Below are 15785 nucleotides of genomic sequence, written 5' to 3'. Positions count from 1 at the left end.
TCAACTGTCAAACCATATTTCTAGAATATTCGAAATAACTATTCGGTCGCCCACCATGGAATTCCGGATTGACGCGTTCCAATTAGTTCCATAAGTCTGGATATATGGAAACAGAAGAAGCCGTCCTGGCGCTCGCCGCGCTGTCCCAGCCGACCCGACTGGAGGCGTTCCGAACGCTTGTCCGGCACGAGCCCGATGGCCTTGCGGCGGGCGATCTCGCCCGCCTGCTGGAAGTCCCATCGAACACGCTATCTGCCCATCTGTCGATCCTGACGCGCGCGCGCCTCGTCACCTCCGAGCGGCACAGCCGTTCGATCGTCTACCGCGCCAACCTCACCGAATTCCGCGACGTTGCGGTCTTCCTGCTGCGGGATTGCTGCGGCGGGCGGCCGGAAGTTTGCGAGCCGGTCGTCGAAACCCTGCAAGCCTGCTGCAAGCCGAGACGAAGGGAGCGGAGCCGTGCCTGATCAATTCGATCTTCCGCGCCGCCTCGCGGCCGAGGCGCTCGGCACGGGCATTCTCGTCGCCACCGTGGTCGGCTCCGGCATCATGGCGGAGACGCTGACCAAGGATGTCGCGCTTGCGCTTCTCTGCAACACGTTGCCGACCGGCGCCATTCTGGTCGTCCTGATCACCGTGCTCGGACCGATCTCCGGCGCGCACTTCAATCCGGCCGTCACGCTGGTCTTCACCGGCAAGCGCGAGCTACCGGTGAACGACGCCGCACTTTACGTCGTCGCGCAGGTTGCCGGCGGCATCGCGGGAACGATGGCGGCGCATCTGATGTTCGGACTGCCGTTGATCGACCTCTCGGCGAAGATGCGAACCGGGGGACCGCAATGGTTCGCCGAAGCCGTCGCCGCCTTCGGCCTCATCGCGACGATCCTGGCCGGCATCCGTTTTCAGCGGACGGCGGTCCCTTGGCTGGTCGGCCTGTACATCACGGCGGCCTATTGGTTCACGGCCTCGACCTCATTCGCCAATCCGGCCGTGGCCATCGCAAGGTCGCTGACGAACACGTTCTCGGGCATACGTCCCGCCGACCTGCCCGGATTCATTCTCGCGGAGCTCTGCGGAGCCTTAGCCGCCATGCTGTTGATGAATTGGCTGCTCGGACACCCCCAGGCGCGAGGCCCCATCCCAATCGCGGAGACAACCCGATGAGCGTCACGATCTATCACAACCCCGCCTGCGGCACCTCGCGCAACACGCTGGCGATGATCCGGCAGAGCGGCGTCGAGCCCGACGTGATCGAGTATCTGAAGACGCCGCCGTCGCGCGAAAAGCTCGTCGAGCTCGTCAAGGCCCTCGGCATCTCCGTTCGCGCGCTGCTGCGGGAAAAAGGCACGCCCTACAAGGAGCTCGGCCTCCACGACCCCAAATGGTCGGACGACGAGCTGATCGACCAGATGCTCGCGCACCCCATCCTGATCAACCGTCCAATCGTGGTGACGCCCAAGGGCACACGCTTGTGCCGGCCCTCGGAAGCCGTCATCGATCTCCTGGACAATCCCGTCGGCCGGTTCGTGAAGGAGGATGGCGAGGTGGTCGAGGCGCGATGATTGCCGACATGGCCTCACTCGCGTTTGCCTCGACTTAAAATTTCAGGGTCGTGCGCAATCCGAAAACCGAGGCATTGCGCAATGCCCGTCCCGGCAGCGGACTAGCCGGAGCCGTCGCGCCGCCACCGGGATGGACGATGTATTGAAAGTTCGGCTGAACGGTCCAGCCATCCTTGATCTGGTATTGATAGACGGCCGTGAGCAGCCCCTCGAAGCTTCGCACCGGCCAGCGCGGATCGACGAACCTGGCATAATCGGCGTCGAGCGTCTGGGCCCGTTTTGAGACATGCGCATATCCGGCGGCAATGCCGAACTTGTCGTCGGGGCGTGCATTGCTGAGCCCGATGAGCTCGACGCCGCCATCTGCATAGAGATCGACCAGATTGCGGTCAGCCGGCGCGCCGGACACGCGTGCGAAAATGCCGATGCCGCGATCGTCGCTGTTCGGCATCCGATAAATCTGCTGCTCGAAGACCGCCCAGGCTCCAATATCGCCCGACAAGAGCCGCGGTTCCCCGCTGCTCGTTGGCGCGGCCAGCGAGACGCCGTTGGATGCGAAGCGCTGATCCCCGAACGATCCGAAATGACGCCAGCCACCGACCTTGAACTGGCCGGTCAAGTTCGGGTCACGATTCCTGTTATTCCAGGCATATTGAACCTGGCCGAGCAGAAGCGGCGGATCGTTGACCCGGAAATTGACGCCATACCGGTTACGCTCCTGCGGATCGCCGGAACCGGGCCCGGCCTGGTCGCCGTCGAAAATCGCGCCAAGGACGGACAACTGGTCCGTCACGTTCCACAGGAGGCGCGCGCCCACGGCCGCCAAGGGCGGCGACGGCCCGCCGCTTGGCAAAGCAAGCGACGTGATCGCCGGCCAACCCATCGAGGCGTTGGTGAACACATCCGTGTACTTGGTATTGAAGAACTCGCTGTCGGCCGCCAGCTGCCCGAGCTTGAGCGATAGTTTCTTGTCGCCCCACTGCTTCTCGAAATAGGCCTCGTAGAGTCGCGTCGAGGGCAACGCTTCGATCCCGCTGACGACGAAGAAATTCTGCAGATTCGAGCGCGAGAGGCCTTCGCCGTGGATCTGAAACATGTTGGCGTGAAAAGGTCAGCTTGTCGATGCCGACGAGTTTTTCGAAATCCAGATCGACGGCGAGATTGAGCCTGCCTTCGTAGACCGCACCTTTCTTCAGACCGCCGATCGGATTTCCGAGCACCTCGCCGATATAGGTGGCCGCAAACTTCACCCCGTACTTTTGCCAGGGGTTCGGCAGCAGCCCGAGCGTTTTCTCCTCGATGGTGCTCTCGCCTGTATCGGGATCGGCAGGCTTGTCGTCGTCGGTTTTCTTGTCTTCCTGAGCCGCGGACTGGGCAGCCGCGACCAGGCAAGCCGCAACGATCAACGCCCGCCTCAAATGCCTGATTGCTGTCGCGTCCACGCTCACCTCCCGAGCGATCAATGACGCACGCCGCTGCCCGACATTCAAGCGGGCCGTCGAACAATGTGCGCCGGCGCGGCGATCCGATTCGCGCGCTGTGAACTACCGCATGCGCGAGGCGGTACTATGTTCACTTTTGCACTTTCGACCATCAGATCTTCGGGATCTTCGCCCGCTCCACCACGCCGATCCATTTGCTGATCTCGGTCTCGATCAGCGTCTTCATCTCCTCCGGCGAGCTGCCGCGAACCTCGCCGCCGACGGCGGTCTCCAGGCGCTGCTTGAGGTCGGGATCCTTGAGAGCGTCCAGCGTGGCCGCATTGAGTGCGGCGATGATGCCGGGCGGCGTTCCCTTCGGGGCCAGCAGGCCGGCCCAGGTGCGCACGTCATATCCCTTGATCCCGGCTTCCTGAACGGTCGGCACGTCGGTCAACAATGCGGTGCGCGTCGGCGAGGTCACCGCCAGGCCGCGGATCGCACCGGCCTGGATCTGCGGGGCGAGCAGGACCGGCGTGCCGACGATCACCGGAACCTCTCCGCCGAGCAGCGCGGTGACGGATTGGGAATCGCCGCGATAGGGCACGTGCACGATCTCGACGCCAGCGGCTGCGTTCAACAGCTCTCCTGCAAGATGATGCGTGCTGCCGAAACCGACCGATCCAAAGCTGAGCGCACCGGGCTTCTGCTTTGCCATGGCGACGAGCTCGCCCAGCGATTTTGCCGGATAGTCGCTACGCACGGCAATGACGAGCGCGTAATAGACCAGCGTCGAGATCATCTCGAAGCTCTCGGCCGGCTGGTAGGCGAGGCTCTTGTAGGTCGCCGCGGAAATGGCGTGAGCGCCGGTGACGAGCCCGATCGTGTAGCCGTCGGCCGCCGCTTTCGCGATGGCATCCGCGGCGATGTTGCCGCCGGCACCGGGCTTGGCCTCGACGATGATCGGTTGTCCGAGCTTTTTCGAGAGCCCGTCGGCGATGATGCGCGACAGCGTGTCGGCCGCCCCGCCCGCTGCAAATCCGTGCAGCAGGCGGATCGGGCGCGATGGATAATTCTCCGCCGACGCCGAAGTGGTTGCGAAAAAACCGCCAAACAGAAAAATCGCCGCAGCAAGCCGCTTCATCCGTTGCATGGATGCGTCCTCCCTTTTGGTTGTTCTATCGTTGGCCGCGACGAGGCGGCGTTTCTTCAACTCGCGTTTGATCCGCTACCGGGCGAACTCCGTGCATTCAGGCGATGGCGGCATGCCCCAGACATCGCGCGGCAGGCCGACCCAGACTTTTGGCCGCTGCGGTCGGTCGCGATGCCAGGGACGCGGCTCGAAATAGCCGAGCGCCTCGTCGGTCATGCGGTCGAGATCGAAGAACAGCTCGACCACATGCCCGTCGGGATTGCGGTGGTAGATCGCGGTGTTGTGCCCGGGGCCATGACGCACCGGTCCCCAGAGAACCGGCAGCTTGTGCCGCGCGAGATGATCGCAGGCCTCGTGCATGTGGGCGGCACCACGCAGCTCGAACGCGACATGATGCAGGCCACGGATGGGCGCGCGGGCGAAGTTCAGCGTGTGATGTTCGAAGCCGCTGCGCATGAACACGAAGCGATCCTCGATCCAGTCGGAGACGCGCAGGCCCATCATGTTCGCGTAAAACTCAGAGGCCGCGCGCGGATCGGGCGTAGCAAGCGCGACATGGCCGAGCTTGCTGACGGCAAGCGCTCCGATCCGCTCCTGCGCGGGCGTCGGCGTCCAGCCCTGGATCAACTCGAAGCGCGTTCCTTCGGGATCGCTGAACGACAGCAGCCTGGAAACGCCAGGCAGCGGATCGCTCTGAAGTTCGGGCCGCAGATCGGCCTGCTTCAGCGCCGCGCCGAGCGTCTCGATCTGGACATCGGGAGATATCTCGAAGGCGATGCTCGTCAGCGCCGCGTCGCCGGGTTCGATCACCAGCGAAAGCTGCTCGGCATCGTTGGCGAGGAAGATGCGGTTGCCGTCGCGGCCGACGAGGCCAAGACCGATCACGGCGCGGTAATAGTCGAGCAACCGCTCGGGATCTGGCGAGGCAAAGCTCGCGTGCCGGAGCCGGCTGAAGCGTGCAATGGGTGCTTGTGTCGTCATCGTGCGATCCACCCCCTCATGGCGTCATGATGATCTTGCCGAGCGCGGAGCCCTGCTCGAGCAGCGTGTGGGCCTGCCTGACCTCGTCGAGCTTCAGGACCGCTGAGATCGCCGGCTTGATCGCATTGCGGCTCAGCGCGTCAATCACATTGCGCATGAGCGCGCGACGCCCGTCGCGATCGTGGTCGTAGATGTGAAAGGAGAAGCAGCGTATCGCCGGGCAGATGTCGAGATGGTCGCGCATCGCCGCCATCAGGTTTTCTTCCGGTAACCCGGCGAAGGCGTTGTACGACAGCAGCGTCCCCCATTTGCCGAGCCCGCCGAGATAGCCGGTGAACTCGGGCCCACAGACGTGATCGAGCACGAGGCCGACGCCCTCGCCCTTCGTCAGCGCGCGGGTCCGCGCCACGACATCTTCGCGGCGGTAGAAGATGATCTCATCGGCGCCGTTGCCCCGCGCGAATGCGGCCTTCTCCTCGGTGGAGACCGTGCCGATGACATTCATCTGTGCGAGCTTGGCCAGCTGCACCAGCGCTGTGCCGACACCACCCGCCGCGCCGATCACCAGCACGCTCGCCGGTGCGCGCGGATGGCGGCACTCGTGCAGCAGCGCGTAAGCGACCTGGTAGTTCGACAGGCACACGGCCGCCTGCAGATCGACATTGTCGGGCAGCACATGAATGGCGTCCGCAGGCGCGACCACATAGTCGGCGTAGCAGCCGCCGCGCTGCGACAGGTCGCGTGCGCTCAGCAGCACCTTCTGGCCGATCGCAAGCCCCTCGACGCCGGACCCGAGCGCGGCGATGCGGCCGGCGACGTCGTTGCCCGGATTGGCCGGCAGTGGCGGCATCCATTTGTAGACGCCACGCCGGATCAGCACATCGGGCTGCCCAACGCCGAACGCTTCGGCGCGAATCTGCACCTGGCCTGGTCCGGGCACAGGCACCGGAAGCTCAACCAATTCGAGTGCATCCGGCCCACCCGGCTGACGCACCAGCACCGCTCTCATGATGTCACACGCCTCCCCAGCCATATTTTCGAAAATCATACCGTTTACGAAAATTATTGCAAGATGGTCGTTGGCGCGGCATGTTGAGCCATCGATTCAAATGACAGAAATCATGTCCGAAAGCGCCATTCGCTCCCGCAAGGAATTCGGCAAGACCGTTGCCGCCGACATCACCCATCGGCTGCGCGAGGAGATCATTGCCTGCGGCCTGGCGCCGGGCGAGCCGCTGCGATTCGACGTCCTGCGCGAACGATTCGGCGTAAGTTTCACGACGCTGCGCGAGGCGCTGACGGCGCTTACCGCCGAAGGCCTGGTCGACGCGCAGGAGCAGCGCGGATTTCGGGTGGCGCCGGTCAGCCGCCAGGACCTGGTGGAAGTCACCGATGCCCGGGTGCTGATCGAGGTGGAATTGATCCGCCGCGCGATCGAGCGGGGCGACGACGACTGGGAAATCGCCGTCATCTCGACCCTGCACAGATTGAAGCGAATCGAGCAGCGCGATCCGGAACATCCCCTGCGCGATCCCGAATGGAAGATCGCCCACCGCCAATTCCACCAGGCGCTGGTGTCCGCCTGCGGCTCCGCGACACTCCTCGCCATTCGCGCCGATCTGTTCGATCGCGCCGAGCGCTATCGGCACCTTTCGGCCAATTTCCGCCCCCGCCCGCGCGACAAGGCCGGCGAGCACCAGGCGATCATGCAAGCCGCCATCTCGCGCAATCCGGATCTCGCGGTGCAGCTGATCGAGGCGCATATCCGCACGACCGCCGACAACGTGGCGACCTACGCCGCGCATCTGCTCGATACCGAATAGGCGGCAACGGCTTTTTATCGCCGCGGGCTTGCACCTCGCCTGATTTTCGAAAATAATAGGCAAGATCGAAAATGCCAACCTTTGAGGCGTACCATGAAGCTGCTGTCGTTCTTGGATGGGAATCGGGAGAGCTGGGGCGCCGTTGCCGAGAATGGCGTGGTGGATCTCGGTCGCGCCCTGCCCCAGTATCCTGTTCTCGCGGACTTCCTCGGCAGCGACGACTATGCGCGGCGCGAGGCCATCGTCGCCGGGCACAAGCCCACAATGGCGCTCAGTGACGTCAAATATCTGCCGGTGATCCCGCGTCCGGAGAAGATCGTCTGCGCCGTGCGCAATTATCTCGACCACCACAATGAAGCCGTGGCGTTCGGGATGAAGCGCGAGATCACGGAATTTCCGCCGATCTTCCTCCGGGTCTGGCGCTCCCAGGTCGCGCACAACGCGCCGGTGATCCGGCCGAAAGTCTCGGACAATTTCGACTGGGAGGGCGAGCTTGCCGTGGTCATCGGCAAGAGCGGCCGTCACATCAGCCAGGCCGACGCCTGGGATCACGTGGCGGGCTATTCGATCTACAACGACGTCAGCGTGCGCGACTGGCAGCGTCACGCCCAGCAGATCGCCTCCGGCAAGAACTTCGTCGGCACCGGCCCGTTCGGACCATGGCTGGTGACGCCGGACGAGATCGGCGATCCCACCAAATTGAAGCTCGAGACGCGCGTCAACGGCGCGGTGGTGCAGTCGTCCGACACCTCGATGCTGATCTTCTCGATTCCGCGGCTGATCGAGTACAGCTCGACCATCTTCGACCTCGTCCCCGGCGACGTCATCGTCACCGGCACGCCGGCCGGCGTCGGCTTCACTCGCAAGCCGCCTGTTTTCCTCACGCCCGGCGATGTGGTCGAGGTCGAGATCGAGAACATCGGCGTGCTGCGCAATCCCGTCGTCGACGAAGCATAGCACCTGCGCATGTCGTCTCAAGACGTGTCCCATGACATCCGCAAGACCGCGCTTAGCGTCGAGACCACCTGGCACGAGCGCGGTCCCCGGCTGGAGAAGCCTCTGCTGGTCGGGACGGCCATTGCGGTGATCCGCAATCCTTTCGCGGGCCGCTTCGAACCCGACCTGATGCCGTTTCAGGCATCCTTGCGCGAACTCGGGCGCGAGCTCGCAACACGGCTGATCGCGCAGCTCGGCGGCGCCGCGCAGATCGAAGCCTATGGCAAGGGCATCATCGTCGGCGAGGACGGCGAGCTCGAGCACGGCGCGGTCTGGCACGAGGCCGGCGGTCAGGGCATGCGCGAGGTGCTCGGTCAGCCCAAGGCGATCGTTCCGGCGGCGAAGACCATCGGCGGTCCGGGCACGCGGCTCATGGTTCCGCTCGGGCACATCCACGCCGCCTATGTCCGCAGCCATTTCGGCACCGCGGAGATGACGCTGTGGGATTCACCACGGCGCGACGAGATCGCCTTCGGGCTCGTGATGGCGACCGGCGGCCGGCCTCACGCGCGCATCGGAGGCCTCGCGGCATCCGCGATCTCCGCGCACGACGGACAGCGCTGACGGGCGCGATCAATGCGCGTTGCAGCGGCAACGCTCGTAATCGACGGGATCATGGCTGTTGACGATCGTGACGCGTTCGCCGTGGTTCAGCTTCAGCGCGCGCAGTCGCACCTGGTTGGCGATCCGCATGCCGCGGTCCATGTCGGCGCGACGCTGGAAATAGCCCAGCACCAGCGGCATGCGGGGCGATGCGTCGAGCTGGCCGTGATGGAAATAGCTGTCGCCGGCGTGCAGCAGCCATTTGTCGCCTGATCGCACCGCGATACCGCAATGGCCGAGCGTATGGCCGGCGAGCGGGATCATCAGGATGTCCGCCTCTGCGTCGCCGAGGGCGCGCACGCCCTTGAAACCGAACCAGTCTTCGCCGGCTTCGCCATAGAATGTCCAGCTCGGTCCATGGCTCCACTGCCCGGTGACATAGCGCCCTTCCGGCGGCGCCGGCTTGCGCTGCACCGCCATGTCGTATTCGGCGCGATGGACATGGATCGCGGCATGCGGGAAGTCCGGCACGCCGCCAGCGTGATCGCGGTCGAGATGGGTCAGCAGCACATGGCGCACGTCCTTGGGGGAATAGCCGAGTGCCTTCACCTGTTGCACCGCCGTCTCCGCCGGATCGAGCCTTGGCGCGGTCTGCCGCAGCCATCGTCGTCCCAGCCGATCGGGCGTTGCGATATCGCCAAGTCCAATGCCGGTATCGACCAGGGCGAGCCCGTCATTGGTCTCCACTAGCAGGCAATGGCAGACCATGCGGGCGCGCTGGAACAGGCTGCCGGTGCCGTTCACGAGGCGCCGCCCCATCGGGCACATCGTGCCGGTGTTGAGATGGTGAATTTTCATCGCGCGTTCCCTGCCTGTTGTGAGCAGAGCGTTCTTGTCATCGTTAGATCCATAGGTAAAATATCGAATATTGATAATATCTCTAGGCATATCCTATGGACATACGCGAACTCCGCTACTTCGCCGCCGTCTACCGCGAGCGCAACCTGACCGCGGCGGCGCGCGTCTGCTTCGTTTCGCAGCCGTCGATCTCCACCGCGATCACCCATCTGGAGGCCGAGCTCGGCACCACGCTGTTCATCCGGCACAAGAAGGGCGTCGCGCCAACCGCCTCGGCCGAGCAGTTTCACACGCTCGCCCGCCGCATCATCGACGAGACCGACGCGGCGCGCAGCCTGTTCAGGAGACCGAGCACCAAAACCAATGTGACGCTCGGCCTGATGCGCACGCTCGACGTGCCCCGGACGATCGCACTGCTCAAGCCGGTGACGGCGCGCGCCGACATCGCACTCCGCCTCGTCGGCAGCGACGAGCGCGCCGACGCGCGGATCATCTCCAAGAGCATGCTGCGCGCTGACGAACATTTCGTGGCGCTGTGGAGCGAGCGCTATGTCGCAGCGCTGCCGCCGTCGCATCCGCTGGCCCTGAAGGAGAAGCTTCGCACCGCCGATCTCGCCGGCGTCCCCTTGATCGACCGCTGCCATTGCGAGCAAAGCGAGTTCTTCCGCCGCAACCCGCAGGCCCGACAGACCGCGGCGATCGCGCAATCAGAGGATTGGGCCATGGCGCTGGTCGCAGCCGGCGTTGGCATCGCCATCGTCCCGGAAGGCGTAGCGCGCGGCAATCCGGATGTCGCGGTGCGCGAGATCGAGGTCAAGGTCAAGCGCGAGGTCGGGGTCGCCTATCGCGCATCCGTGTCGCTACCGGATGCGCTGAAGGATCTTGTCAGCAAGCTCCGGAAGCAGCGGCGCAAGCCCGCGGGGCAACGATCGCGCGCCCGCGGAAAATCCTAGCCCTTCGAGACGACCGCACGGCCGTAGGGCGGCTGGGCCGCGACCGGCGGGTTGGCGGTCTGGGCGGCGAGTTCGCCGATCAGGCGGTCGGCGTCGGCGGCCATGCCGTCGGGCGCCTGGATCACCAGCCGCTCCAGCCCCCAGCGATAGGACGAGACGCGCTGCTCGAGGCACTGCTGCACCCACTGGATGATCAGCGAATTCTCCTGCATGCGCTCGACCGCGTCCTCCTTCTCCTTCGGCGAGAGGGAGGAGACGCGCGCCATGCTGGCATTGCGCTTCTTGTCGAGGTCGATGACGCGGATCGCGGAGGCGAAGAACGGCTCGAAGCGGGTGATGTCGTTGCGCACGTCCTCCATCAGCTGCGTATAGCGCGAGGAGTGCGAACGGTGCGGCTCGTCGATCAGCGTGCGTCCGTACATGGTGCGGTCGAACACGATCTTTTGCCGCCAGGGTGAGGGCAGCGTCTTGTAGTCGCCGAACACGCTCTTCCAGGCAGGCCGCGACAGCGGCGGCTCGATCAGGGGATAGGCGAGGTCGCGAAGCTGGCGCTCCTCGTCGGTGAGCTGGAATTGGGATGGCTTCAGGCCGACGCTGGAGGTGACTTCCGCGCCCAGCCAGCGATGCATGTCGTCGCTGCGCATGTCGGCACGGGTCCGGCCGAAATCGCCGCCACTACAGGCGGCAAGCGTCGCGCCCAGCACTGCGAGCATGAGGGCCGTTACGACGGGCCGGATCTGGCGGAGGTTCTCCGGCATTGCATAGGCCGAAGGCTAACGGCGACGACGACGGCGCCCCGGCGCTGTGCCCTGCTCCGGCCCGTGATCGCCGCTGGTTTCGTCGCTCTCGCGCTCGATGCGGATCACGGGAAGGATCAAAATCGTGCCCATGTCCGCGCGCGGAGCCACGTCCACCGACGCGCCCACCCGGCGACCGGCCGGAAATTCGATGATGGTCCCCATATCAGCTCTCTTCAATTGCCGCGCGACCCGGCGCGCCTCTGCAACATGGGGATCATTAAGATCAGTTCATGATTAACGGGGTGTAAACGTGCCGGCGGCACCGTAACCGCACGGGCGGGACCCACCGTCCCGTTGCGGCACGAGAACGCTTCAAAGCAGGCGTTCGGCTTCACGCCTCGTTTTCCTTAACGAGCCTTTAAAGGAGCCCGCGATAGGCTGCCGGCGAGTATCTCTTCCAGGTCGCGTATCTCTCCATGACCAAGTCGTTGTTTCCAGGATTCGACGGGCTGATGACCCTCTCCCGTCGCGAAGGCGTCGATGTTCGTCCGACGCTGCTGCGCGTGCTGACCGACCTCTATGTCCAGTCGAGCACCCACAGCGACGACGAGCAGCGCCAGTTCGTCGAGCTCGCCACACGACTGATCGACCAGGTCGACGACGCGACGCGCGCGGCCGTCAAGGCGCGGCTTGCGATCTATCCGTCGACGCCCGCCCCGATCATGCAGAAGCTCGGACTGTCGGCCGCGCAGGAGGGCCGCAGGGTTCCGCTCGCGCGCGAAATCCCGGCGCCCGCCTCTGCTCCCCCTCCTGCCCCCTTGCCGGTTCGCACGCCAAGCGACGCCGAGCTGCGCATGGCCTCGAACATGGCAATGCAGCCAACGGACGCGGCCGATATCCACGACATGTTCTTCCGCGCCGGCGCCCCCGAGCGCGCGCTGATCCTGCACAATCTGGCGCAGACCCCGCTGAAGGCGGCGCCGCGGATTCCGATCGTGCGCGCCAAGCGCGCGATCCAGATCCTCGAGATGGCGGCGATCGCGGGCGATGTCGAGAATTTCACCTCCGAGCTCGGCGACAGCCTGATCCTGCCCTCGCGCGTCGCAGCCCAGATCGTCGACGATGCAAGCGGCGAAGCGCTCGCAGTCGCCGCGCGCGCGCTCGACATGCCGAGCCCGGTGTTCCAGCGTATCCTGCTGTTCTTCAAGCCGGAGATCGGCAACTCCGTGACCGACGTGTACCGGCTGTCGCGTCTTTACGATCGCCTCAGCGATCGCGCGGCGCTGGTGATGCTGGCCGCCTGGCGCGGCTCGACGCTCGCCGTCACCCGCGCAAAGTACCAGCCCTCGCTGCATGACAGCGAGCGCCAGCGCGCACGTGCGGGCGCAAGCCAGACGCGCCCGGGCGTGCAGCCCGGCTCCGCGCCCGCGGTGCGGACAGGGACTGACGGATCGGATCGTTAGGCCTTCGCCAGCTCGAGAAAATGTCGCCCGGCGCGGTCTTCGGTCTCGACGATCCAGATATCGGAGTCGAAGCGGATTTCCTTGGTCAGGCGCTCCTCCACCGCGGGCTCCGGCATCGGTTGCGGCGCAAGCGGCACAAAGAAGCGATCGACCGGCCGACCGTCGTCATAAGAGGTCTGCGGCGCCGGCACATAGAGCATCGCATTGCCGTCAAGCAGCGAGACCTTCACGAACACCGCACCCGCCTCCTCCGCGCCGCGACGCCGCACCGCGCCGTACACGCCCTCGGTCTGGCACCGGCGCAGATAGGCTGAGACCCAGATATTTGATTTCAAACGCATGGAGCGCACGATAGGACAGCGCTGCAATCAGCACCAGCCTTCGCAACAGTCACGACTATTCGACGGGGTGTCCGATCGCGGCACCGAGCTCGCGGAGCAGGCGGTCGGACAGCTGGCCGGTGACCTGCATCTTGTGCTCGCGCTCGAATTTCTGGATCGCGGACTGGGTCTCGGCGCCCATCGCGCCCGTGATCTTCAAATTCCCGTAGCCATATTCGGACAGCGCGCGCTGCACGCCGGCGATGCGCCGCGCGGCCGGGCTCTGCTGCACGGGGATCGGCGCCGGAGGACGCGTGACGGAGGGCGGCGCCGAAATCGTTTGCTTGACCAGATTGGTCATGGGATCGCCCGAGCGCGACGTCGATGCGGTCGCCTCGATAGGCCTTTCAGGCGGCTTTTCCGCAGGTCTGGGTTCGGCACGAAACTCCGTCGCTCTCGGCTCGAGCGGCGAGGTATCGGCGCCGACGGGACGCGGACGCGGCAAGGGGTTCGACAGCGCCAGGGACGACGGTGCGGGAAGATTGATCACGGTGCCGAACATCGGCGCTGGATGCCGGCCGGTCTGCAGGAACAGCGCATTGGCAACGATCGCGCCGATGGCGGCAACGGCGACGAGACCGGCCAGGGTATCCTTGGGGCTATGCAGCAGCACGCGCAGCACGAGATTGCGCTCGGTCTCGACATCGATGACCGCGGCCTTGGCGCCACGGCGGCGCGGAGCGGCTTCGTCCTTGGCAGACTTTTTAGGCACTTTTCTTCACCAGAGCGGGTTGGTCCTGAACTTGGTCGTGAGGATGGTCCTGAACTTCCTGGCGTAGCACCGGCGTCAGGGTCGCGATCTTGCTCTCGCTCGCCTTGCTGTCGGACATCTTGCCATCAGAAGTCTTCATATCAGACGTCTTGGCTTGCGGCGTGTAGACGAGCGGCAGCTTGACGGTGACGGCAGTGCCCTCGCCGAGCCTGCTTTGTACCGTCAATTCGCCGAGATGCAACGCCACGAGGCTCTTCACGATCGAAAGTCCGAGGCCGGTGCCTTCGTGACGGCGCTGATAGGTCTTGCCGGCCTGGAAGAACGGCGCGCCGATGCGCTTGAGATCGTCAGGCGCGATGCCTATACCGGTGTCGCTGACGCGCAGCGCAAGCTGCGAGCCCGAGACCGCGGCCGTTACGGTGACCTGACCGCCACGCTCGGTGAACTTGACGGCGTTCGCGACGAGGTTGAGCACGATCTGCTTGAAGGCGCGCGGATCGCCGGTAATGACAGGCAGATCCTGCGGCGCATCGGTGACGAGATCGACGCCGTTCTCCCGCGCCTTCAGCGCCAGCAGATTGCAGCAATGCATCAATGATGCACGCGGCGCGAACGGTTCGGACGCCATCTCGAAATTGCCCGACTCCATCTTGGACATGTCCAGGATGCCGTTGACGACCGAGAGCAGATGCTGGCCGGAATCGTTGATGAGCTGGGCGTATTCCCTCCGCTGGGCCGCGCCCAGCATCAAGGTCTGCTCCTGCGTGATCATCTCGGAGAAGCCGATGATGGCGTTCAGCGGCGTGCGCAGCTCATGGCTCATGGTGGCGAGGAAGCGCGTCTTGGCGGCGTCCGCCGCCTCTGCAGCGCTGCGCGCCTGATCGAACGCCTGCTCCCCGAGCTTGCGGTCGGTGACATCGCGCATCACGGCGACGACATCGGCCTCGCGCGTGGCATCACGGCCCATATCCTGATCGAGCGGGCGGCAGCGCATCTCGACCCAGATGAAATCAACCTGGCCGCGCTCAGAGCCGGCACGCTCCCGGCGCAACCGGAACTCGACACTGCGCACGTCGCCGCGCGCGGCATCGGACAGCGCCGTCAGATACGCCGGCCGATCGGCGACATGGACGCGATCGAACAGGCCGTGGCCGAGCAGTTGCGCGACGGGCACGCCGAGCATGGCTTCCACCGCCGGTGAAATGAACTGCACCGCGCCGTTGCGCTGATGCCGCGAGATGACGTCGCTCATGTTCCGCGCCAGGAGGCGGTAACGCTCTTCCTCACGCAACAGCAGCGCAACGCTGGTGCGCGCGAGCGATTCCGCTCCGAAGGCCAGACCTGCGGCATAGAGCGTCGCCGAGGCGACGCCGAACGCTATCAGCACGCCGCGTTCCGCAGCGCTGGTATCGCCAATCGGCAGCCAGCCGAGCTGGCTGACGAGGATCAGGATGCCGGCGCAGGACAGCGCCAGCAGCGAGGCAAAGGCCGCGACGCGGCGCGAGGCCGACAGCGCAGCTTCGAGGGGAACGACAACCAGCCAGATTGCGGCGAATGATTCGATGCCGCCGGTCGTCACCGCAACCGCCATGATCAGGCCCGAGAGCGCCAGCGACGACAGCACATGCGCGCCTTCGTAACGGCCGGTGCGCGACAGGAACCAGGACAACAGGATCGGCGCAATCAGCCAGGCGAAGGCTGCCACCTCGATCGCGCTCGGCGCGCCGCGCATGGCGAGATAGACCGGGAATGCGGCAAAGGCGGCTAGGCTGCCGAGCAGCCGCGGGGCCATGAAGGCACGATGGCGCGCTCGCGTCAGCGCGTCGTAACGCGCGGAGGGATGCAGCAGCGCATCGAGACAATCGCGGATGATACTCAAAACTGTCACGGGTCTCGCGCTTCGGCTCATTCGTCGAGAAGACGCGCCGGAACGCCTCCTTATCGTTGAGCCACCGTGTCAGAGCGACCTTAAACGAACACTAAGGCATCGCGGCGCGCCGCCGGACACCCCGTCATCGCAGGGCTTTTTAGACGATTTGACGACGTCATCGGCGAGGATGGTGAACACAGGGTTTCACCGTGATGCGCATGGTTTCGAAATGGTGGACGGGCGTGGCGGCAGCGCTCACGGCACGGACGTCAATCGAAAATTTACGACACCATCGATAGCAAAGATTCTTGAGTCAATTTTCCGCGAATTAAG

At 65.0% G+C, this 15785-nt stretch carries 18 protein-coding genes; 8 read left to right on the top strand and 10 right to left on the bottom strand.

Annotated elements, in window-relative coordinates:
- The first annotated feature begins 104 nt into the window (after positions 1–104).
- The 3 genes from IVB13_RS19385 to arsC are packed head-to-tail and all read left to right on the top strand — an operon-like array spanning position 105 to position 1562.
- On the top strand, positions 105–467 hold the full coding sequence (locus tag IVB13_RS19385; RefSeq protein ID WP_018458503.1) for a metalloregulator ArsR/SmtB family transcription factor: 363 nt from the start codon (positions 105–107) through the stop codon (positions 465–467).
- Positions 460–1164: an MIP/aquaporin family protein gene (locus tag IVB13_RS19380; RefSeq protein ID WP_247490075.1), complete on the top strand. Its 705-nt coding sequence runs from the start codon at positions 460–462 to the stop codon at positions 1162–1164. The genes IVB13_RS19385 and IVB13_RS19380 overlap by 8 nt, the downstream gene beginning before the upstream one ends.
- The gene (arsC, locus tag IVB13_RS19375) at positions 1161–1562 is read left to right on the top strand and encodes an arsenate reductase (glutaredoxin) (RefSeq protein ID WP_018458501.1); all 402 of its coding nucleotides are present in this window, start codon (positions 1161–1163) and stop codon (positions 1560–1562) included. Before IVB13_RS19380 ends, arsC begins: the two co-directional genes overlap by 4 nt.
- A 34-nt stretch (positions 1563–1596) precedes the next feature.
- Here the strand turns inward: arsC and IVB13_RS19370 are convergent, their stop codons facing one another.
- From IVB13_RS19370 to IVB13_RS19355, 4 genes are all read right to left on the bottom strand, one after another.
- Positions 1597–2658: a carbohydrate porin gene (locus IVB13_RS19370; protein WP_247490073.1), complete on the bottom strand. Its 1062-nt coding sequence runs from the start codon at positions 2656–2658 to the stop codon at positions 1597–1599.
- A gap of 497 nt (positions 2659–3155) precedes the next feature.
- A complete protein-coding gene (locus tag IVB13_RS19365; RefSeq protein WP_247490072.1) occupies positions 3156–4133 on the bottom strand; it encodes a tripartite tricarboxylate transporter substrate binding protein in 978 nt (325 codons plus the stop codon).
- A gap of 75 nt (positions 4134–4208) precedes the next feature.
- Complete coding sequence (locus IVB13_RS19360) at positions 4209–5114, bottom strand: VOC family protein (RefSeq protein ID WP_085352436.1); 906 nt, start codon at positions 5112–5114, stop codon at positions 4209–4211.
- Positions 5115–5130: 16 nt separating this feature from the next.
- On the bottom strand, positions 5131–6123 hold the full coding sequence (locus IVB13_RS19355) for a zinc-dependent alcohol dehydrogenase family protein (protein ID WP_085352435.1): 993 nt from the start codon (positions 6121–6123) through the stop codon (positions 5131–5133).
- A 112-nt stretch (positions 6124–6235) separates the two neighbouring features.
- On the opposite strand from IVB13_RS19355, the gene IVB13_RS19350 reads away from it, so the two are divergent.
- The 3 genes from IVB13_RS19350 to IVB13_RS19340 all read left to right on the top strand — a co-directional run bounded on the left by IVB13_RS19350 (position 6236) and on the right by IVB13_RS19340 (position 8497).
- A complete protein-coding gene (locus tag IVB13_RS19350) occupies positions 6236–6937 on the top strand; it encodes an FCD domain-containing protein (RefSeq protein WP_018458496.1) in 702 nt (233 codons plus the stop codon).
- 93 nt (positions 6938–7030) lie between these two features.
- A complete protein-coding gene (locus IVB13_RS19345) occupies positions 7031–7894 on the top strand; it encodes a fumarylacetoacetate hydrolase family protein (protein WP_247490071.1) in 864 nt (287 codons plus the stop codon).
- A gap of 9 nt (positions 7895–7903) precedes the next feature.
- Positions 7904–8497, top strand: coding sequence for an amino acid synthesis family protein (locus IVB13_RS19340; RefSeq protein WP_018458494.1), 594 nt, complete (start codon positions 7904–7906; stop codon positions 8495–8497).
- 9 nt (positions 8498–8506) lie between these two features.
- On the opposite strand, the gene IVB13_RS19335 is transcribed toward IVB13_RS19340, so the two are convergent.
- Complete coding sequence (locus IVB13_RS19335; protein ID WP_026233595.1) at positions 8507–9334, bottom strand: MBL fold metallo-hydrolase; 828 nt, start codon at positions 9332–9334, stop codon at positions 8507–8509.
- A 95-nt stretch (positions 9335–9429) separates the two neighbouring features.
- Between IVB13_RS19335 and IVB13_RS19330 the strand changes: the two genes are divergently transcribed.
- Positions 9430–10287, top strand: a complete 858-nt coding sequence (locus tag IVB13_RS19330) for a LysR family transcriptional regulator (protein ID WP_247370944.1) — start codon at positions 9430–9432, stop codon at positions 10285–10287.
- Here IVB13_RS19330 and IVB13_RS19325 read toward each other — a convergent pair.
- Positions 10284–11045 carry a hypothetical protein gene (locus IVB13_RS19325; protein ID WP_247370947.1) on the bottom strand — a complete coding sequence of 254 codons (762 nt, stop codon included), beginning with the start codon at positions 11043–11045 and terminating at the stop codon, positions 10284–10286. The genes IVB13_RS19330 and IVB13_RS19325 overlap by 4 nt on opposite strands.
- A 15-nt stretch (positions 11046–11060) precedes the next feature.
- Positions 11061–11249 (bottom strand): hypothetical protein, encoded by a 189-nt coding sequence (locus tag IVB13_RS19320; protein WP_018458490.1) that lies wholly within the window; start codon positions 11247–11249, stop codon positions 11061–11063.
- 254 nt (positions 11250–11503) lie between these two features.
- Here IVB13_RS19320 and IVB13_RS19315 point away from each other — a divergent pair, with 254 nt between their 5' ends.
- Complete coding sequence (locus tag IVB13_RS19315) at positions 11504–12490, top strand: DUF2336 domain-containing protein (protein ID WP_085352274.1); 987 nt, start codon at positions 11504–11506, stop codon at positions 12488–12490.
- On the opposite strand, the gene IVB13_RS19310 is transcribed toward IVB13_RS19315, so the two are convergent.
- From IVB13_RS19310 to IVB13_RS19300, 3 genes are read right to left on the bottom strand one after another with little or no spacing between them, the layout of a single operon-like run.
- Entirely contained in the window at positions 12487–12831 is a 345-nt protein-coding gene (locus IVB13_RS19310; RefSeq protein ID WP_018458488.1) for a DUF1491 family protein, read from the bottom strand. The genes IVB13_RS19315 and IVB13_RS19310 overlap by 4 nt on opposite strands.
- Before the next feature lie 55 nt (positions 12832–12886).
- Entirely contained in the window at positions 12887–13582 is a 696-nt protein-coding gene (locus tag IVB13_RS19305; protein WP_247490070.1) for a peptidoglycan-binding protein, read from the bottom strand.
- Entirely contained in the window at positions 13575–15491 is a 1917-nt protein-coding gene (locus tag IVB13_RS19300; protein ID WP_247490069.1) for a PAS domain-containing sensor histidine kinase, read from the bottom strand. The genes IVB13_RS19305 and IVB13_RS19300 overlap by 8 nt, the downstream gene beginning before the upstream one ends.
- Between the last annotated feature and the right edge of the window lie 294 nt (positions 15492–15785).

The sequence above is a fragment of the Bradyrhizobium sp. 17 genome (genome assembly GCF_023073515.1).
GTDB lineage: Bacteria > Pseudomonadota > Alphaproteobacteria > Rhizobiales > Xanthobacteraceae > Bradyrhizobium > Bradyrhizobium canariense_D.
Note: the sequence above shows the minus strand (reverse complement) of the source record. Positions and strands in the feature narration are given on the sequence as shown.